Origin of the sequence: Burkholderia perseverans (assembly GCF_022870505.1) — a bacterium.
GTDB lineage: Bacteria > Pseudomonadota > Gammaproteobacteria > Burkholderiales > Burkholderiaceae > Burkholderia > Burkholderia plantarii.
In genome coordinates, this window is the sequence record NZ_CP045093.1 from 2,873,143 (window position 1) to 2,891,428 (window position 18,286).

The following is an 18,286-nucleotide window of genomic DNA, read 5'->3' on the forward strand; positions in this document are numbered from 1 at the left end:
AACTCGCCCGGGACGCCCGCGCGCGAAATCGTGCGAAGACATCGGCACGATGCGGCGGCAGCCCGGTGCGGCATCCTGAGCGACGCCTCCGCGTTCGTTCCTGCGTTCGTTCCGGCCGGTCCGCCCGCGCGGCCGGGATACAATTCGTTTCGTGTCGGGACCGCGCCGGCGGCCTGCCGCGCCCCGTGCAGGCGAGCAGCCAGCGGCACGCACCGCGCAAGCCACTCGACGCCCGCGCCCGGCCTCGCGAACGCGCGCCGCGGCATTCGCCGAAAGTTTTTTCGATCTCCTGTAACCCGGACCACGCATGGAGCGAACTCAAGATGGCGGCGCTCGACAACAGGCCGAACAGGCGCTGCGGCAGTGGCTGCTGGCGGGCCTCGACGGCGACGAGGCCGCCTACCGGCGCTTCCTGAGCGCCCTGTCGGCACACCTGCGCGGCTTCGTGCGGCGCCGGCTCGCGAGCCGGCCCGCCGACGTCGAGGATCTGGTGCAGGAAATCTTGCTCGCGGTCCACGACAAGCGGCACACGTATCGCGCCGGCGAGCCGCTGACGGCCTGGATCCACGCGATCGCACGCTACAAGCTGATCGACTATTTCCGCGCCTGGTCGAGGCAGGACGCGCTGAACGAAAGCTTCGACGACGAATCGGAGTGGATCGCGGCGTCGGAGCTGGAGCCGTCCGAGGCGCGGCGCGATCTCGGCAAGCTGCTCGACACGCTGCCGGACCGGCAGCGCCTGCCGATCGTGCATGTGAAGCTCGAAGGGTTGTCCGTGGCCGAAACGGCGCGGATGACGGGCCTGTCCGAATCGGCCGTGAAGATCGGAGTACACCGCGGCCTGAAGGCGCTGGCCGCGAAGATTCGGGGAACACGATGAAAACCGACGATCTGATATCGATGCTGGCCACGGGCGTGACGCCCGTGGACCCGCGCTTGCCGGCCCGGCGCTTCGCGACGGCGCTCGCGATCGGCGCGGCCGGCGCGCTGCTGCTGATGGCGGCGCTGCTCGGCGTGCGCCGCGATCTCGCCGAGGTCGCGCTCACGCCGCTGTTCTGGGCCAAGGTCGCGCTGCCGCTCGTGATCGCGATCGGCGCGCTCGCCACGCTGGCGAGGCTCGCGCGCCCCGGCGCGCGCGCCGGCCGCCCGAGCCTGCTGATCGCCGCGCCGGTGGCGGTGGTCTGGATCGCCGCGCTGGCCGTGCTGGCCGCCGCGCCGGCCGGCGAGCGGCTCGCGCTCGTGCTCGGCTCGACCTGGAAGGTCTGCCCGTCGCTGATCGCGCTGCTGTCGGTGCCGGGCTTCGTGGCGACCTTCTCCGCGCTGCGCAGCCTCGCGCCCACCCGCCTGCGGCTGGCGGGCGCCGTGGGCGGCCTGCTCGCGGGCGCCGTCGCGACGCTCGTCTACTGCCTGCATTGCCCGGAGATGGGCGTGCCGTTCTGGGGCGTCTGGTACCTGCTCGGCATGCTGGTGCCGACCGTCGTGGGCGCCGTTGTCGGGGCGCGCGTGCTGCGCTGGTGAGGGTGTGCGGCGGCGCGGTGGCGTTGCCGCGCCGCCGCATTGGCTGATTCAGCCCCAGCGCCGCGATCACGCCATACCGCCAAACCTCATCCCACTCAAGCCCTCGCCGCCACTCCCGGCGCAGGCTCCACCCAGCGGCGCGCATAAGCCAGCATCGCCGCGAAGCTGGCGATAAAGCCCAGCCCGCCCACCATCAGCAGCCCCGTCTCGCCGACCAGCGGCAGCAGGTTCGTCAGCAGGCCCGTCACGACCCACGCCACGGCCATCACCGAGCCGGCCACGCCGAGCGCCCAGCCCTGCCGCCCGGCCTCGACCGCGTCGGAATACGCGGTGTAGATGGTCGTATAGGCCACCATGTCGAAACACCCCACCACCATGCCGAGCGCCCACAGCGCGTGCTCGGCCGGCAGCAGCGCCGAGAGGACCTGCGCGAGGCCCGCGGCCAGCAGGCCGGCCGCCGCGATCGTCACCACCCGCCAGCGCCGCAGCATCAAGCGCACCACCACGCCGAGCCCGAACACGAACGCCACGCCGATCAGGCCGCTGAACAGGCCGAGCCGCGCGCTCGTGTAGTGAAAGCGCGTCTGCATCACGAGCATGATGGTCTGCAGGTAGAGCCCGTAGCCGACCTGCATCAGGAAGAACACCGCACTCAGCATCGCCACGCGTCGATGCCGGGCCGCCTCGCGCAGCGTGCGCAGCGGCAGCAGCCAGTCGAGGCGCGCCTGGCCGCGCGGCGCGGCCGTGTCGGGCCACGCGCGCCGCAGCCACGCGCCGCAGGCGGCCGCGAGCCCGGCCACCAGCAGGAACGGCGTGCCGTAGCCAAGGCCCGGCGCGAGCGTGCGATCCGACGCGATGCCGCCCAGCACCGGCCCGACGATCACGCCCGCGCTGAATGCCATCGACATCACGCTCATGTTGCGCGCCTTGGTGCGCGGCGTGCTGAGGTCGCCGATGGCCGCCTGCGCGATGCCCTGGCAGCCGGCCATCAGCCCGCTCAGGCCGCGCCCGGCCAGTAGTAGCGCGAGACTCGGCAGCCAGGCGCCGAGCGCCATCAGCAGATAGGCGAGCGCGAGGCCGCGCACGCAGGCCAGCATCACCTTGCGGCGGCCGTGGCGGTCCGACAGCTCGCCCAGCAGCGACGAGCCGAACAGCATGCAGAACGGATAGATGCCGTAGCCGATCCCGAGCACGAAGTTGCGCAGCGCCGGGCTGGTCGTGGCCGCCACGAGGCCCGAGCGCGGATCGGAGAAGATCGCGGCCATGATCGGATAGACGAGGCCGAAGCCCATCGCGTCGATCGCGATCGCGAGCAGGCAGGGGCCGAGGTGCTTCAGGTTCAGGGTGGACATGGGCGGGACACGCGAAGTGGAAACGAGCGCCCACGTTAGCGGCCGGCCCGCGCGCCCGGTAGGCGCGGCCCGCCGATGTCAGTCATCGCGCGATTCGATGAATCGGGCCGCGCACGAACCGGCTCACGTCAGCCGGCTCGCGTCAGCCGGCCTCGCGTCAGCCGGCCTCGCGCACCATCGCGGGCAGCGCCGCCTCGAGCAGTTCGAGGACGATCCGCGTCTTGGCCGGCAGCGGCCGCGCGACCGGCAGCAGCGCGTGCAGGTCGAAGCCGGGCACCGTGAAGCCGGGCAGCAGGCGCACCAGCCGGCCCGCCGCCAGCGCCTCGGCGCAGACGATTTCCTGCAGCACGCCGACCCCGCCGCCGCGCAGCAGCAGTTCGCGCACCGGCCCCCAGTGGCTGGCCGTCGCGACGACGTTGATCGGCGCCGCCCGCTCGCCCGCCGCCGCGTGCAGCGGCAGCTGGCCGTCGGCGAACAGCCCGGCCACCGCCAGGAACGGATGGCGAACCAGCCCGGCCGGCTCGTCCGGGCAGCCGTGCGCCGCCAGATAGGCGGGCGCGGCCACCAGCAGGCGCCGCACGTGGCCGAGCCGCCGCGCCACGAAACTCCCGTTGTCGACGGTGCCCAGGCGCAGCGAGAGATCGACGCCCTCGGTCACCGGATCGGTCGGCTCGTCGTTGAGGATCAGCTCGACGTGCCAGTCGGGATGCCGCTCGCGCAGCACGGCCAGCACGCCCGGCAGCACCGTGTCGCCGAGCCCGTGCGGCGCGGCGATGCGGATGCGGCCGCGCGCGGCGGCGCGCTCCGGCATCACGACCGCCTGCGCTTCCTCGGCGGCGTCGAGCACGAGCTTGCTCTTCTGGTAGAACGCGACGCCCTCGTCGGTACACGACACGGCGCGCGTGCTGCGCAGCAGCAGACGCACGCCGAGATGGCGCTCGAGCCGCTCGATGCGATCGCTGACCGCCGGCTGCCCGAGCCCGAGATCCTTCGCGGCGCGCGACAGGTTCCCCCGCTCGACGACCCGCACGAACACCCGCATTGCCGCCAGCAAATCCATTGCGTCCTCATGTCGTTCATGTCGTGAGCCCCGCGCGCGGCGCGGCGGGCCATCAGCATAGCCGACGCGGCGGCCTCGCTCGGCCAGCCGAAAGCGTTCTGTTCTTTCCGTTATCCGCGCACATTGCCGTTCCCACTGAATCGCCCGGACAACTTCATAAATGCGCGAATAGCGGCGGACTAGACTGTCCGTGCCGGAGCATCGGCACCACGGCCAGCCCGAGAACGCGTTCCGATCGACGAACCGCCGGGCGGCGGCCCTCGCGCCGCCAACGATTCCTATCAGAAAGACTGGAGACAACGATGATCATCTATGGAACCGCCCTGCTCGCGTTCTGCCATCTCGCGGGCCTCTTTCTCGGCGACCTGCTGGGCGCCGCGATCGGCGTGAAGACCAACGTCGGCGGCGTCGGCATCGCGATGCTGCTGCTGATCGTGCTGCGCATCTGGCTGCACCGGCGCGGCTGGCTGCCGAAGGAGACCGAGGCCGGCGTCACGTTCTGGGGCGCGATGTACATCCCGGTGGTGGTGGCGATGGCGGCCAACCAGAACGTGCTGGCCGCGCTCAAGGGCGGCCCGGTCGCGCTGATCGCGGCGGTGGGCGCGGTGGCGATCTGCGCCTGCTGCATCGCGGTGCTCTCGCGCATCGGCAACGACGACTCGGCACTCGTGCCGGCCGAGCAATAAGCGGAGGCCGCCATGCTTGCCATGCTCGAAAGAATCGTTGCGCACAACGGCCTCATCGCCGCGTTCGCGCTCGTCGGCATCGTGATGTGGGTGTCGGCCGCGCTGTCGCGCAAGCTCACGCGCGGCCGCGTCCACGGCTCCGCGATCGCGATCCTGATCGGCCTCGTGCTCGCCTATGTCGGCGGCGTCGCCACGCACGGCGAGAAAGGCATTGCCGACATCCCGCTGTTCGCCGGCATCGGCGTGATGGGCGGGGCGATGCTGCGCGATTTCGCGATCGTCGCGACCGCGTTCGAGGTGCAGGCCACCGAGGCGCGCCGCGCCGGCCTGATCGGCGTGCTGTCGCTGCTGCTCGGCACGGTGCTGCCGTTCATCGTCGGCGCGCTGGTGGCGCGCGCGTTCGGCTATACCGACGCCGTCAGCATGACGACGATCGGCGCGGGCGCGGTGACCTATATCGTCGGCCCGGTGACGGGCGCCGCGATCGGCGCGAGTTCCGACGTGATCGCGCTGAGCATCGCCACCGGGCTCGTGAAGGCCATCATCGTGATGGTCGGCACGCCGCTCGCGGCCGGCTTCCTCGGCCTGCGCACGCCGCGCTCGGCGATGATCTTCGGCGGCCTGGCCGGCACCGTCAGCGGCGTGACGGCGGGCCTCGCCGCCACCGACCGGCGCCTGGTGCCCTACGGCGCGCTGATCTCGACGTTCCATACCGGCGTGGGCTGCCTGCTCGGGCCGTCGGTGCTGTACTTCGCGACGCGGGCGATCGTCGGCGGTTGAGCGCGGCGTCGTGAGCCGCACGGCGGGGCCGTCGACGGCCCCGCCCACGCCGCCGTGCAGTCTTGCCGGCGCCCGGCGCGAGTGCCGCCCGCGTGGTCGGGCGTCATCGACCGGCGTCCCGCCGGTCGCGTCGCCCGCATCGCCAGGCTCGACGGTGACGCTCCCGCTTCCCTTACCATCCCTGCCGCCGATGTCCGTTCCGCCCGTCCCCCGTCATTCCGCTTCGCGCCCGCGGCCGCCGCTGCCCGCGCACGAACGCCGCGACCTGCAGTTGAAACACCATCTCGCGTTCGCGCGGCTGCGCGCCGACTGCCGCGATCCGGCGCCGCTTGCCGTGCTCGCCAACGTGATCCGGCTCGCATGGCAGCTACGAGACGTGGCGTCGACGCCCTCGCTCGCCTCGCTGTGCCGGCGCGCGGAGCAGGCTCTCGAACGCGCGTTTCTGCGCGGCGCGCCTTATCGCCTCGACGCCATCCAGCGCGATACGCTCAGCCTCGTTCTCGCGCTGCACGATGCGCAACTGGCGGCACTGACGATCGACCGCTACCTCGATGCCTGGCGTGCGATTCGAGCGGCGACGCCAGCGCCCCGCGAGCAACGGCCGGAAACGGACAGGCAGGAGCAGGCAGGCTGCCTGGCGTGAGGCCGGCGCCTGCGCGCGCACGGGACGCGTCGGCTGTCAGGCGGGCCGGCGGCGATGCTTCGAGCGGCGCGACTCACCTGCTGAACGGCGCGCCGGCGTCATCAATTGTGCCAATTGGTAAGCGTGCCGTTTTTAAACCAGAAAAACAGCGCATCCCCATAACCTTTCTTGTCGTGAACGTCGGCCACGCTCTTGGCCTGATTGACCGTGGACATGCCGGGAATCATGCCGGAAGCCATCGACATCAGATTGCTTCCCGAATGATTCTTTTCATAAACCCAGGTGTCGGAGTTGCTTGCATTGGTACTTTTGCTATCGGGCTCGCCATACATCGAATAAATATCGTGCTGCGTGGTTTTGCCAATCACGACGTGCTGCTTGATCCAGGCCGGATCGAATTTCTCGTTCCCGCTCATCCCGAGCCCGTCCATGTTCTGGCATGCCGACAGGAGAGCGAATACTGCGATCGCAAGAATTTTTCTCATCGTTCTTTTCCTCTAGGTTTTCGAAACGCGTCCGCGGTGAAGCTTTCAAATCGCCCGTTTTGACTGGCGAAAGCATTGTATACGAATGTAATGAGGTGTAAATATCCGTTATCAAGCCGTCACCTCCGGGTAATTTTTTCAGGTATTTATTTCCCGAATCCAGGTAATTCAGTCTATTGGTTTTGCCAGATTTACCGATTTCGCGATACTCGATACGATGCGGCCGCGTCCGGAGAACCCGGCGGGCGAGGCGGCGCGGCGGTGCCGGCACGAGGCTGCCGCACACGCATCGCGGCCTGACGGTTGCGATCACAACCATTCCCGCGGCCCGCCGGACGGCCCGCATCGACGCGCCGCAAGGCGGCACCCGCATGCCGCGCGCGGCACCCCGGCCGTTCGATCGGCTCCGCGCGCCATGCCGGCCCATGCGCACATCGACGGCAGCCCGCCGATCATGTTCCAATTCGAATTCGCGCATGCCGCCCACCAACGGGCGACGTTGCCGCCACCCGCATCGCCGGATCGGCGCAGGCCGGCGAGCACCGCGCGCCATGTTTCCCGGCACCCTACGAACGTCTTTCGATTTCAACCATGACGCGGTCTTCCTCCCAATCGGCGCTGCTCTGGATCGTGGCCGCCGGCTTCTTCATGCAGGCGCTCGACACGACCATCGTCAACACGGCGCTGCCGTCGATCGCGCACGCGTTCGGCGAGGACACGCTGTCGATGCGCTCGATCGTGGTGGCCTACACGCTGACCATGGCGATCCTCACGCCCGCCTCGGGCTGGCTCGCCGACCGCTACGGCACGCGCTCGGTCTACTTCGCCGCGATCCTCGTGTTCGCGATCGGCTCGCTCGCCTGCGCGGGCTCGCAGACCTCGCAGCAGCTGGTGATCGCGCGCATCGTGCAGGGCGTGGGCGGCTCGATGCTGCTGCCGGTCGGGCGGCTCGCCGTGCTGCGCAGCGTGCCCGGCGAGGGCTACGTGACGGCGCTCGCGTTCATCTCGGTGGCGGGCCAGGTCGGCCCGATCATCGGGCCGACGCTCGGCGGCTGGTTCGCGCAATCGCTGTCGTGGCGCTGGATCTTCTTCGTCAACGTGCCGATCGGCGCGCTCGGCCTGCTGGCGGTGCGGCGCTACCTGCCGTCGGACCGGCTCGACGAGCGGCGGCCGTTCGATCTGGCCGGCTGCACGCTGCTCTCGCTCGCGATGCTGGCCAGCTCGCTCGCGCTCGACATGCCGGCGCGCACGGCGCGCGCCGCCTGGATCGTCGCGGCCACGCTCGCCACGGTCTGCGCGGTGCTCGGCTACGTCGCGCATGCACGGCGCCGCGCGCAGCCGCTGTTCCGGCTCGGCCTGTTCGCCGAACGCAACTTCAGCACCGGGCTGGTGGGCAACCTGGTGTGCCGGATCGGCACCAGCGCCGTGCCGTTCCTGCTGCCGCTGCAGATGCAGCTCGGCTTCGGCTATTCGCCGCTGCACGCGGGGCTGGTGATGCTGCCCGCCGCCGTGGCCGGCACCGTCTCCAAGCGCTGGATCGCGCCGCTCGTGCGCCGCTTCGGCTACGTGCCGTTCCTGCGCGTCAACACGCTGATCGTCGGCGTGTCGATCCTCGGCTTCGCCACGCTCTCGCCGCACACGCCGCTCGCGCTCGACGTGCTGCTGCTGGGTGCGTTCGGCGCGGCCAACTCGATGCAGTTCGCGGCGATGAACAGCGTCACGCTGAAAGACCTCTCGCATCGCGACGCGAGCAGCGGCAACGGCCTGTTCTCGATGGTGCAGATGCTCGCGACCAGCCTCGGCGTGTCGGTGGGCGGCGGCTTCGCGAGCCTGCTGGCCGGCCACCACGCGGACGGCGAGCTGTTCGGGATCCAGATGAGCTTCCTGCTGATGGGCGCGATCACGCTCGTTTCCACGTTCGTGTTCGGCAAGCTCGATTTGAAGCCGGCCGTGGCCGGCACGCGCGGCACCTGAGGCGGCACCTGAGGCGGCACGGAAACCGGATCAAGACAGACGTCGCGGCGGAGCGGCGCGCGCGTCAAGGAACGATCGCGGCGACGGCCGGGTCGGGCGCCGCCGCCCGCTTCAGCGCGGCTGCCGGCAGTATCCGGCGAGCCGCTCGAGGAAGCGCAGGCATTCGCCGAGTTCGTCGGCGGTCACGTATTCGTCGGCGCGATGCGCGCGCGAGATCGCGCCCGGCCCGCACACCACGGCCGGAATCCCGATCGCCTGGAACAGCCCGCCCTCGGTGCCGAACGACAGCGTGGTCTCCTCGCGCTCGTCGCCGAGCAGGTCGGCGCAGAGCGCCTTCAGCGCCAGCGACGTGGCGTCGTCGCGCAATCCCGGATAGGCCGACAGCGCCTCCAGCTCGATCGACGCGTCGGCCGACACGCGGCGCATCTCGGGCAGCAGCGTGCCGTTCGCGAAGCCGGTGAACGCCGCGACGATGCGCTCGCCGTCCGCGCCCGCCAGTTCGCGGATCTCGAAGTCGAACGTGCAGCGGTCGGGCACCACGTTCACGGCCACGCCGCCCTCGATGGTGCCGGTCTGCACCGTGGTCCACGGCGGATCGAAGCGCGCGTCGCGGGTGCCGTCGGCCTGCATGGCACGCGCGCTGCCGCGCAGCGAGGTGACCAGTTCCGCCGCGTATTCGATCGCGTTGACGCCGAGCTGCGGCTGCGCCGAGTGGCCCGCGAGCCCGCGCACGCAGCAGCGATAGGCGCGCTTGCCCTTGTGCGCCGAGGCGAGCCGCATCTGGGTCGGCTCGCCGACGATGCAGCCGATCGGCCGCGCCGCGTCCACCGCCAGCTCGTCGAGCAGGTCGCGCACGCCCACGCAGCCGATCTCCTCGTCGTAGCTGATGGCGATGTGGATCGGCAGCGCCAGCGGCTCGGCCACGAACGACGGCACCGCCGCCAGCACGCAGGCGAGGAAGCCCTTCATGTCCGAGGTGCCGCGCCCGTACAGGCGAGCGTCGCGCTCAGTCAGCACGAACGGATCGGTACTCCAGGGCTGGCCCGCCACCGGCACCACGTCGGCGTGGCCGGACAGGCAGATGCCGCCGCGCTCGCGCGGCCCGATGGTGGCGTAGAGGTTGGCGCGCGTGCCGTCGGCGTGCGGCACGCGACGCGACGCGACGCCGAACCCGCGCAGGTACGATTCGACGAATTCGATCAGGTCGAGGTTCGGCTGGCGGCTGAGGGTGCGAAACCCGACCAGCGTCGCGAGCAGGCCGACGGCGTCGTTCATGGTGTCGGGCTCCGGTTCAGGGCTTGACCGCGATCACGTCCACCTCGACCAGCCATTCCGGGCGCGCGAGCGCCGTCACGGTCAGCCCCGTGGAGACCGCGTGGACGCCCTTCAGCCAGCGCCCGATCACGCGATAGACGGCCTCGCGGTAGCGCACGTCGGTCAGGTAGATGGTGACCTTGCAGATGTCCTCGAGCTTGCTGCCGGCTTCCTCCAGCAGCATCTTGACGTTGGCCATCGCACGCTCGGCCTGGGCCGCCGCGTCGCCGATGCCGACCGACTCCGAGGTGTCGAGGTCCTGGCCGATCTGGCCGCGCAGGAACACCATCTTGCCGGCCACCACGGCCTGCGCGAGATCGTTGTCGAGCGCCTGCTCGGGATAGGTGTCGCGCGTGTTGAACGGGCGGATGCGGGTATGTTCCATGGTTGGCTTGCCTTGCGGGTCTGGGCGGGTCCGGCTCGGACCCGGGTTGCGAAGAAGCGGAACGGGACGCACGCGTCAATGCGTGAGTATGCGCGAAAGGAACTGCCGCGCGCGCGCCGATTGCGGTCCGTCGAAGAAGCGCGCGGCGTCGGCGTCCTCGACGATCGCGCCGCGCTCCATGAAGATCACGCGGTCGGCCACGCGCCGCGCGAAGCCCATCTCGTGCGTGACGACCATCATCGTCATGCCGTCGCGGGCCAGGTCGACCATCACGTCGAGCACCTCGTTGACCATCTCGGGGTCGAGCGCCGAGGTCGGCTCGTCGAACAGCATCGCGCGCGGGTCCATCGCCAGCGCGCGCACGATCGCCACGCGCTGCTGCTGGCCGCCCGACAGGCCAGCCGGATACTTGCCGGCATGCGCCTTCAGTCCCACCCGGTCGAGCAGCGCGAGGGCGCGCTCGCGCGCCGCGTCGCGCGGCCGGCCCAGCACCTTGACCTGCGGCATCGCGATGTTGTCGAGCACGCTCATGTGCGGGAACAGCTCGAAGTGCTGGAACACCATGCCGACCTTCGCGCGCAGCGCGGCGAGCCGCGTCGAGGCGGCGCCCACCGACACGCCGTCCACCACGATCCGGCCGGACTGGAACGGCTCCAGCCCGTTCACGCACTTGATCAGCGTGCTCTTGCCGGAGCCGGACGGCCCGCACACCACCACCACCTGCCCGGCCTCGACGCGGGTGGAACAGTCGTCGAGCACCTGGAACGCACCGTAGCGCTTGCTGACCTGCCGGATCTCGATCATCGCGGGCCTCGCCTTCCGTCGCGCGAGTCGAAGTAGCCGGCGCGGATCGCGCTGCCGATCAGGTTCAGGATCAGCCGGCCCGCCGTGATGCACGAGATCTGGTTGACGTCCTTCTCGGGCTGGATCTCGACGATGTCCATGCCCACCACGCGGCCCTTCTTCACGAGCCCGTGGATCAGCTTGCGCGCCTGCACGAAGGTCACGCCGCCCGGCGCGGGGCCGGCCACGCCCGGCATCACCGACGGATCGAGCCCGTCCGCGTCGATCGTCAGGTAGTAGTTGCCGCCGTCGGGAATCCGCTCGAGCACGGCGTCCATGCCGACGTCGTGCAGTTCGTAGGCGGTGACGAGTTCCGAGCCGTAGGCGCGTGCCGCGCGCAGTTCCTCGGGCCGCGCGCTGCCCTGCGCGCGCAGGCCGATCTGCACGATCTTCGCCACGTGCTTCATCTCCGAGGCGCGGCGGATCGGGCTCGACAGCCCCTCGCGCACGCCGTTCACCTCGTCGCGCCAGTCCAGGTGCGCATCGACGTGGACCAGCGTGATCGGCCCCAGCGAATCGAACGCGCGCAGCACCGGGGTGGTGATGCCGTGGTCGCCGCCCATCACGATCGGCAGCGCGCCGGCCGCGAGGATCTTGCGCACGGCCGCCTCGACGCGCTCGTAGTGGCTGCCCGGCGCCGCCAGGTCGGCGATCACGTCGCCGCAATCGACGAAGCGGATGTCGTCGCGCTCCTGCAGCAGCGGGCCGTCGATGTCGAAATCGTAATGGCCGGGCGAGCGCACCACGCGGTCGGTGGCCTGGCGGATCGCGGTGGGCGCGTTGGTCTGGTCGTTGGTGAAGTCGGCCGCCGAGTAGGCGGCGCCATACGGCATGCCGAGCACGGCGATGTCGGCCTCCAGGCGGTCCAGGTCCAGCGCGAGTTGCGAGTACAGCAGCGTCTGGTGGCCGGTGCGCGGCGCGACGGTCAGGGGCTTGTTCATGTTCAGGAATCCTCTTTATGCAATGGATATCGGTTGGCGATCTGGCGCTTCGGTGAATGCCGGATCAGGCGCGGCGGTAGCGCGTGGCCACGCGCTCGGCCCATTGCCCGGCGATGTCGAGCAGCACGCTGCACGACCAGTAGATGAAGGCCGTGGTGCCGAGCACCTCGACGTAGGCGAAGGTGTCGGCGGTCAGCAGGTTGCTCTGGTAGGTCAGCTCGGCGAGGCTCATCACCGAGAAGATCGACGAATCCTTGAACATCATGATCGTGAGGCTGGTGGTGGCCGGCGCGAGAAAGCCGACGATCTGCGGCAGCACCACGTGGCGCTGCACCTGCAGCGCGGTCAGCCCGAGCGAGCGTGCCGCCTGCAGCTGGCCGTGCGCGAGGCTCGCGAGCGCGGCGCGCAGGATCTCGCAGAAGTAGCCGCCGGTGTAGAACGCGGTGGCCGCCACGCCGATCGCGAAGGCCGGCACCATCAGGCCGAGCTTCGGCAGGCCGAAGAAGCTCAGGTAGACGAGGATCAGGAACGGCACGTTGCGCACCACCTCGACATAGGCGAGCGAGCCCGCGCGCAGCAGCCGGAACAGCCACCGGCCGCCGGGCAGCGTGCGGCAGTAGGCGGCCGCGGTGCCCGCCGCGATGCCGAGCGGAATGCCGAGCACGCAGACCTGCGCGGTCACCTTCAGCCCCGCGAGCAGCGGCGGCACGGCGGCGGTGACGATCGAGAAATCAATGGACATGGGGCAACATCCTGGCGAGACGGCGCTCGACGCCGCGCGAGGCCGACGACACGAGCAGCAGGATCACGAAATAGACGGCGGCCGTGGCCGTGAACACCTCGAGCGGCTGGTTGGTCTGCAGCGTCGCGTCGCGCGCCACGGTGGCGAGATCGTGGACGGCGATGATCGACATCAGCGACGAGGCCTTCAGCAGCATCGTGAATTCGCTCGTCAGCGGCGGCACCGAGCGCATGAACAGCTGCGGGAACACGATGTGGCGCCAGACCTGCACCGGTGACATGCCGAGCGCGTGCGCCGCCGGGATCTGCCCGCGGCCCAGCGAATGCAGCGCGCCGCGCAGGATCTCCGAGATGTAGGCGGCGGTGTTCAGCGCCAGCGCGAGGATGCCGGCCTGCAGCGGCGAGAGCGTGATGTCGAGCAGCGCGGGCAGCACGTAGTACGCCGCCAGCATCTGGATCAGCGCCGGCACGCCGCGAATCACGCTCACGTAGCCGATCACGGCGGCCGCCGCCACGCGCCCGCCGTGCCGGCGCAGCAGCAACAGCAGCGCGCCGAGCACGAGGCCGAGCGCGAACGCGGCCACGCTCGCCGCAAGCGTGGTGGCCGCGCCGGCCGCCACGTCGTGCAGGAACGGCGCGAGCGCGGCGGTATCGATCAGCGGAGCGGACGGCATGATCGGCGCGGCCTCAGACGGCGCCTTCCGGCAGGTAGCCGGAGGTCGGCAGGTTCATCGTGTAGCCGAACCACTTCTTCTGCATCTGCGCGAGCTGGCCGTTCTTTTCCAGCTCGGTCAGCGAAGCGTTGATGAAGTCGCGGATCTCCTTGTCCTGCGGATTGGCCACCCACGCGAGCACCTTCGGCTCGCCGATCTTGCCGATCACGCGGAACTGGCCCGGCTCCTTCTTCATCAACACCGCGACGATGTTCGACGGCATGATGCCGATGTCGAGCGTCTTGTTCGACAGCGCCACCATCACGTCCGGGTAGGCCTGGAACAGCTTGATGTCGGCGTAGCCGGCGCCCTTCGCCTTCAGCTGCGTGTCGAACGCCTGCGCGATCGGCTGCGAGGACGACCCCATCTGCGTGCCCACCACCTTGCCGCCCGCGTCGCCGGGCTGGTGGATCGCCGTGTCGCCGGCGCGTACCACCAGCACCGTGTCGACCACGCCCACCGGCTGCGAGAACGCGAAGCGCTTCGCGCGCTCGGCGTTGATGCCCACGCTGGTGGCCACGAAGTCGAACTTGTGCGTCATCAGGCCCGGCAGCAGCCCCTGGAACGGCAGGTTCATCTGGTTCAGCTTCACGCCGAGCCTGCCCGCCATGTATTGCAGGATGTCGCGCCCGTAGCCGGTGACCTGGCCGTTCTCGACGAATTCGAACGGCTCGTAGGCGGCTTCGGTGCCGACGGTCAGCACACCGCGCTTGCGGATGTCGGCCAGCGTGCCGCCCTCGGCGAACGACAGCGTGGGCATGGCCAGCGCGGCGGCGGCACCGCCCGCGAGGGCGAGGAAATGGCGGCGGTTGAGGGTGTTCATCGGGGGCGGTCCTGGTATCGAGGGGGTCGGTGAGGACCAATGTAGGCAGGTCAAATTGTTTTGGAAAACTATTTTTTTATTGCTATGGTTTCGAAAACCGAAACCTTTTGGCGGCCCGCGGCGATGAAGAAAATGGACCTGGACGAGCGCGACCTGCGTTCGCTGCGCGTGTTCTGCGCGGCCGCGCAGGCGAGCGGATTCGCCGCCGCCGAGCGCGCGCTGGCCATGTCCAAGGCATCGATCAGCCGCCACATCAACGAGGTGGAGGCGCGCCTCGGCCTCAAGCTCTGCGAGCGCGGGCCGGGCGGCTTTCAATTGACCGAGGGCGGCGAGGTGGCGCTGCGCGTCGCCTCCGAGGCGCTGGAGGCGCTCGAGCGCATCAAGCCGGAGGTGGACGCGGTGCGCGGCGTGCTGTCGGGGCCGCTGCAGCTCGGCATGTCCGAGCATGTGATGACGCACGAGGGCTGCCGCGTGCCGCAGGCGCTCGCCGAACTGCACCGGATCGCGCCGCTGGTACGGCCGTCGCTGTCGGTGATGACCTATCGTGATCTCAGCGCCGCGCTGGTCGAGCGGCGCGTGCAGGTGGCGATTCGCGGCGCCTACAAGCGGGTGGGCGGCTTTCGCCACTTCCCGCTGTTCACCGAGACCCATCGCGTGTTCTATCACCCGGCCGTCGCGGGCGAGATCCCCGCGCACGGCGATGCGCGCGCGCTGCCGCTCGTCTATCGCGCGCATCCGTTCGTGGAGGACGCGCTGTCGCTGCAGGGTTTCGAGCAGGGGCCCGAGGTGGTCGGGCTGGAAGCGGTGGCGATGATGGTGGCCACCGGCCATTACGTCGGGCTGCTGCCCGAGCATCTGGTGGCGCGGCTCGGGCCGCGTTACGGCTTCGAGGTGCTGCCCGATTCGCCGGCCTATTCGGTGTCGTTCTGCGCGATCATCGAGGAGGCGCGGCCCGTCACGCGCAGTGTCGAGGCGTTCCTGAACCTGCTGCGCGAGGCGCATCCGGGTTGAGGCAGCCGCGGGCGACCGGGGGCTGCCGCGACGGACGGCCCGCCGGTCGTTCGTGGTGCCCCGGGATGCCTGCTCCGGGGCGGGCCGCGTGTCGCGAATCGCTCAGGCGGCCCGGATTTCGATGCGCCGCGGCTGCGCCTCTTCACGACGAGGAATGCTCAGCGTCAGCACGCCGTCGCGCAACTGCGCGTCGATGCGCGAGGTGTCGAGATCGTGGCTCAACGTGAACACGCGCGCAAAACGCGGATGACGTATTTCTCCGTGTCGCAGCCGCAGCCCGGAAGGCACCGGAATCACCGCCTCCGCCTCGATGCTGAGGCTGCCGTCGGCCACGCGGATATCAAGCTTGTCCCGCGGCACCCCCGGCAGGTCGGCATACAGCGTGACGCCGTGACTGTCCTCGACCACGTCGACCGCCGGCAAGGTGCGCTCGACATGCTCCGCGCCTTGCGCGTCTTCGTGGTCAACCTGCGAGGATGGCGTCCGGCGCGCGATCATTTCACTGTTTGCGCTCATGATGGGCTCCTGTTCGAAGATAGGTCGTTGAAACGTCATTGCACCGTGACGGCCCGCGGCTTCGACGCCTCGGAACGTCCGATGCTGATCATCAGGCATCCGTTCTCGTAACGCGCGTCGACGCGGTCGGGATCGGCATGCTGCGGCAGCTCGACGACGCGCCGGAAGGCGCCCATGAAGCGCTCGCGCGCATACACGCGCGCGCCGGCCTCACGCTCGGGCGCCTTGCGCTCGCCGCTGATGATGAGTAGCCGCTTGTCTACCGTAACGTCGATCGCAGACGGTTCGAGGCCCGGTACGAATGCGACGATCTCGACGCTGTCGTCGGTGTCGCCGATATTGAGAGGGGGGAAGCTCTCGCTGCGCGTGGCACGCAGGCTGGCGGGAAAGCCCGCCAGCCGGGACACCTGCCGGTGCAGGCGATCGAACTCGCCCAACAGATCGGTACTGAAGAAGAAGTCGCTCATGATTGGCTCCTTGAAAATCGGGGCGCTTCACGAACGGCGAATGGAACCACGCGCTCCAGTTCGTCCGTTCGTGGGGAAACCCCATCGACAAACAAATCGAAACACGCAGCGCGAATCGCGACTGCCTGAGCGATGCTTAAAATAGCGCAACGAATGAAAATTTCAAGGGCCGGCGTGCTGCCCGCGAAGCGTTTTTTTTTGCGCCTTGTTCGCCCCTGGCGTCCGGCCGGGGAGCATGCCTGCGGCGTCGGACACAGCGCTCGCCCGCAAGGTGCATCGTGTCAGCCGCGCGGGACGACGCGATACATTCCGTTACATTCCGGCCGGCCACCGGCCTCTTGAACCACGGCCGGGCCGCCTTCATTTCGAGTGCCGCCAGATCCACGCACGGCCACACACACGCGGCGGCGCACATCGACGCAGCTGGCCGTCCCGTTCTTGCAACCGTTCGCAGGCGCGGCGCGGCGCCGGGCTCGCGACGACGTCGTGCGTCCGGCAGAGTCGCCACCGGCTGCCGGTCGTGCCGGATACCGGCTTTCGTCACCACATACAACAGGAATCCCAACGAACAGCAGGAGCCCGTCATGAGCCGTCTCGTCGTGGTATCGAATCGCACTTATGATCCGGACAGCCCCGTGCCGGGCGGCCTGGCCGTCGCGCTGAACGAGAGTCTGCAGCAGCGCGGCGGCATCTGGTTCGGCTGGAGCGGCAAGCTCACCGAAGCCGACCCGGCAACCCAGGAAGTGCAGACGCGCGAAGTGGGCAACATGCAGCTCGCGACCATCGACATGTCGCAGCGCGACTACGACGCGTTCTATCTCGGCTACTCCAACAACGTGCTGTGGCCGGTGTTCCACTACCGGCTCGACCTCGCGAACTTCGACGTGCAGTTCAGCGACGGCTACCGCCGCGTGAACCGGCTGTTCGCGCAGAAGCTGATTCCGCTGCTGCAGCCCGACGACGTCCTGTGGGTCCACGACTATCACCTGATCCCGCTCGCCACCGAGCTGCGCGCGCAGGGCTGCCGCAACCGCATCGGCTTCTTCCTGCACATCCCCGTGCCGCCGCCGCAGATCATGGCCGCGATCCCCGAACACGAATGGCTGATGCGCTCGCTGTTCGCCTACGACCTGGTCGGCTTCCAGGCCCATACCGACGTCACGCATTTCGTGCGCTACGCCGAGGCCGAGGCCGATGCGCAGCTGATCGACGGCGAGCGGCTGCGCGCGTTCGACCGCACGATCCGCGTGGGCGCGTTCCCGATCGGCATCGACGTGGACGGCTTCGCGCAGATGGCCACCGACGACGACGGCCTGAACGTCTACGAGCAGATGCGCGACGAGTATTCGCGCCGCAAGCTGCTGCTCGGCGTGGACCGGCTCGACTACTCGAAGGGGCTGCCGCAGCGCGTGCAGGCGTTCCGCGAGATGCTCGACCGCTATCCCGAGATGCGCCAGAGCGCGACGCTGATCCAGATCGCCGCGCCGAGCCGCGAGGACGTGGACGCCTACGACCAGCTGCGCCAGGAAATGGATTCGCTGTGCGGCTCCGTGAACGGCGACTACGGCGAGCTGGACTGGATGCCGGTGCGCTACATCCATCGCAGCCTCGATCGCACCTCGCTGCCGGGCCTCTACCGCGCGAGCCGCGTCGCGCTCGTCACGCCGCTGCGCGACGGCATGAACCTGGTGGCCAAGGAGTTCATCGCCGCGCAGGACGCGAACGACCCGGGCGTGCTGGTGCTGTCGCGCTTCGCCGGCGCCGCCGAGCAGCTGACCGACGCGCTGCTGGTGAACCCCTACGACGTCCAGGGCACCGCGCGCGCGATCCACGCCGCGCTGACGATGCCGCTGGACGAGCGCGTGCGGCGCCACACGGCCCTGCTCGAGGAGATCCGCAAGCACGACGTGCATGGATGGAGCGCGGGTTTTCTCGGCGCGCTCGAGGAAACCGGCCGTCCGTCGCCGGCGCGTTGCTTGCGGGAGCCGGCTGATTCGCTCGCCTAGTTCCGTGTCGGTGGCGCCACGCGAGCGC

Annotated in this window: 20 protein-coding genes; 8 read left to right on the plus strand and 12 right to left on the minus strand. The window is 69.6% G+C overall.

Annotation, left to right across the window (positions count from 1 at the left end; all coding sequences use genetic code 11):
* Positions 1 to 307: 307 nt before the first annotated feature.
* Positions 308 to 880, plus strand: a complete 573-nt coding sequence (locus BpN12_RS11880; RefSeq protein WP_042628777.1) for a sigma-70 family RNA polymerase sigma factor — start codon at positions 308 to 310, stop codon at positions 878 to 880.
* On the plus strand, positions 877 to 1,518 hold the full coding sequence (locus BpN12_RS11885; RefSeq protein ID WP_246792786.1) for a DUF1109 domain-containing protein: 642 nt from the start codon (positions 877 to 879) through the stop codon (positions 1,516 to 1,518). Before BpN12_RS11880 ends, BpN12_RS11885 begins: the two co-directional genes overlap by 4 nt.
* Positions 1,519 to 1,613: 95 nt before the next feature.
* On the opposite strand, the gene BpN12_RS11890 is transcribed toward BpN12_RS11885, so the two are convergent.
* Together BpN12_RS11890 and BpN12_RS11895 are read right to left on the minus strand one after the other, a co-directional pair.
* Positions 1,614 to 2,870 carry an MFS transporter gene (locus tag BpN12_RS11890; protein WP_246792787.1) on the minus strand — a complete coding sequence of 419 codons (1,257 nt, stop codon included), beginning with the start codon at positions 2,868 to 2,870 and terminating at the stop codon, positions 1,614 to 1,616.
* Positions 2,871 to 3,027: 157 nt separating this feature from the next.
* A complete protein-coding gene (locus BpN12_RS11895) occupies positions 3,028 to 3,930 on the minus strand; it encodes a LysR family transcriptional regulator (protein ID WP_246792788.1) in 903 nt (300 codons plus the stop codon).
* 302 nt (positions 3,931 to 4,232) lie between these two features.
* Here BpN12_RS11895 and madL point away from each other — a divergent pair, with 302 nt between their 5' ends.
* The 3 genes from madL to BpN12_RS11910 all read left to right on the plus strand — a co-directional run bounded on the left by madL (position 4,233) and on the right by BpN12_RS11910 (position 6,039).
* Positions 4,233 to 4,616 carry a malonate transporter subunit MadL gene (madL, locus tag BpN12_RS11900; RefSeq protein ID WP_246792789.1) on the plus strand — a complete coding sequence of 128 codons (384 nt, stop codon included), beginning with the start codon at positions 4,233 to 4,235 and terminating at the stop codon, positions 4,614 to 4,616.
* Positions 4,617 to 4,628: 12 nt separating this feature from the next.
* Entirely contained in the window at positions 4,629 to 5,396 is a 768-nt protein-coding gene (gene madM / locus BpN12_RS11905; RefSeq protein ID WP_246792790.1) for a malonate transporter subunit MadM, read from the plus strand.
* Positions 5,397 to 5,667: 271 nt separating this feature from the next.
* Positions 5,668 to 6,039, plus strand: a complete 372-nt coding sequence (locus tag BpN12_RS11910; RefSeq protein WP_246792791.1) for a hypothetical protein — start codon at positions 5,668 to 5,670, stop codon at positions 6,037 to 6,039.
* A 101-nt stretch (positions 6,040 to 6,140) separates the two neighbouring features.
* On the opposite strand, the gene BpN12_RS11915 is transcribed toward BpN12_RS11910, so the two are convergent.
* On the minus strand, positions 6,141 to 6,524 hold the full coding sequence (locus BpN12_RS11915) for a hypothetical protein (protein WP_246792792.1): 384 nt from the start codon (positions 6,522 to 6,524) through the stop codon (positions 6,141 to 6,143).
* A gap of 591 nt (positions 6,525 to 7,115) precedes the next feature.
* Here BpN12_RS11915 and BpN12_RS11920 point away from each other — a divergent pair.
* A complete protein-coding gene (locus BpN12_RS11920; protein ID WP_246792793.1) occupies positions 7,116 to 8,498 on the plus strand; it encodes a DHA2 family efflux MFS transporter permease subunit in 1,383 nt (460 codons plus the stop codon).
* Between the two features lie 111 nt (positions 8,499 to 8,609).
* Here the strand turns inward: BpN12_RS11920 and argE are convergent, their stop codons facing one another.
* The 7 genes from argE to BpN12_RS11955 form a co-directional block, all read right to left on the minus strand.
* The gene (argE, locus tag BpN12_RS11925; RefSeq protein ID WP_246792794.1) at positions 8,610 to 9,773 is read right to left on the minus strand and encodes an acetylornithine deacetylase; all 1,164 of its coding nucleotides are present in this window, start codon (positions 9,771 to 9,773) and stop codon (positions 8,610 to 8,612) included.
* A gap of 16 nt (positions 9,774 to 9,789) precedes the next feature.
* Positions 9,790 to 10,197 carry a RidA family protein gene (locus tag BpN12_RS11930; RefSeq protein WP_246792795.1) on the minus strand — a complete coding sequence of 136 codons (408 nt, stop codon included), beginning with the start codon at positions 10,195 to 10,197 and terminating at the stop codon, positions 9,790 to 9,792.
* A gap of 75 nt (positions 10,198 to 10,272) precedes the next feature.
* A complete protein-coding gene (locus BpN12_RS11935) occupies positions 10,273 to 11,001 on the minus strand; it encodes an amino acid ABC transporter ATP-binding protein (protein WP_246792796.1) in 729 nt (242 codons plus the stop codon).
* Positions 10,998 to 11,981, minus strand: coding sequence for an agmatinase (locus BpN12_RS11940; protein ID WP_246792797.1), 984 nt, complete (start codon positions 11,979 to 11,981; stop codon positions 10,998 to 11,000). The genes BpN12_RS11935 and BpN12_RS11940 overlap by 4 nt, the downstream gene beginning before the upstream one ends.
* 64 nt (positions 11,982 to 12,045) lie before the next feature.
* Positions 12,046 to 12,723, minus strand: coding sequence for an amino acid ABC transporter permease (locus tag BpN12_RS11945; RefSeq protein WP_246792798.1), 678 nt, complete (start codon positions 12,721 to 12,723; stop codon positions 12,046 to 12,048).
* Entirely contained in the window at positions 12,713 to 13,396 is a 684-nt protein-coding gene (locus BpN12_RS11950; protein WP_246792799.1) for an amino acid ABC transporter permease, read from the minus strand. Before BpN12_RS11950 ends, BpN12_RS11945 begins: the two co-directional genes overlap by 11 nt.
* 13 nt (positions 13,397 to 13,409) lie before the next feature.
* The gene (locus BpN12_RS11955; RefSeq protein WP_246792800.1) at positions 13,410 to 14,258 is read right to left on the minus strand and encodes a transporter substrate-binding domain-containing protein; all 849 of its coding nucleotides are present in this window, start codon (positions 14,256 to 14,258) and stop codon (positions 13,410 to 13,412) included.
* Positions 14,259 to 14,381: 123 nt separating this feature from the next.
* On the opposite strand from BpN12_RS11955, the gene BpN12_RS11960 reads away from it, so the two are divergent.
* A complete protein-coding gene (locus tag BpN12_RS11960; RefSeq protein ID WP_246792801.1) occupies positions 14,382 to 15,269 on the plus strand; it encodes a LysR family transcriptional regulator in 888 nt (295 codons plus the stop codon).
* A gap of 102 nt (positions 15,270 to 15,371) precedes the next feature.
* On the opposite strand, the gene BpN12_RS11965 is transcribed toward BpN12_RS11960, so the two are convergent.
* Both BpN12_RS11965 and BpN12_RS11970 read right to left on the minus strand, forming a co-directional pair.
* On the minus strand, positions 15,372 to 15,785 hold the full coding sequence (locus tag BpN12_RS11965; RefSeq protein ID WP_246792802.1) for an Hsp20/alpha crystallin family protein: 414 nt from the start codon (positions 15,783 to 15,785) through the stop codon (positions 15,372 to 15,374).
* A 35-nt stretch (positions 15,786 to 15,820) separates the two neighbouring features.
* The gene (locus BpN12_RS11970) at positions 15,821 to 16,252 is read right to left on the minus strand and encodes an Hsp20/alpha crystallin family protein (RefSeq protein WP_246792803.1); all 432 of its coding nucleotides are present in this window, start codon (positions 16,250 to 16,252) and stop codon (positions 15,821 to 15,823) included.
* A 584-nt stretch (positions 16,253 to 16,836) separates the two neighbouring features.
* Between BpN12_RS11970 and otsA the strand changes: the two genes are divergently transcribed.
* A complete protein-coding gene (gene otsA / locus BpN12_RS11975) occupies positions 16,837 to 18,258 on the plus strand; it encodes an alpha,alpha-trehalose-phosphate synthase (UDP-forming) (RefSeq protein ID WP_246792804.1) in 1,422 nt (473 codons plus the stop codon).
* The last annotated feature ends 28 nt before the right edge of the window (positions 18,259 to 18,286 follow it).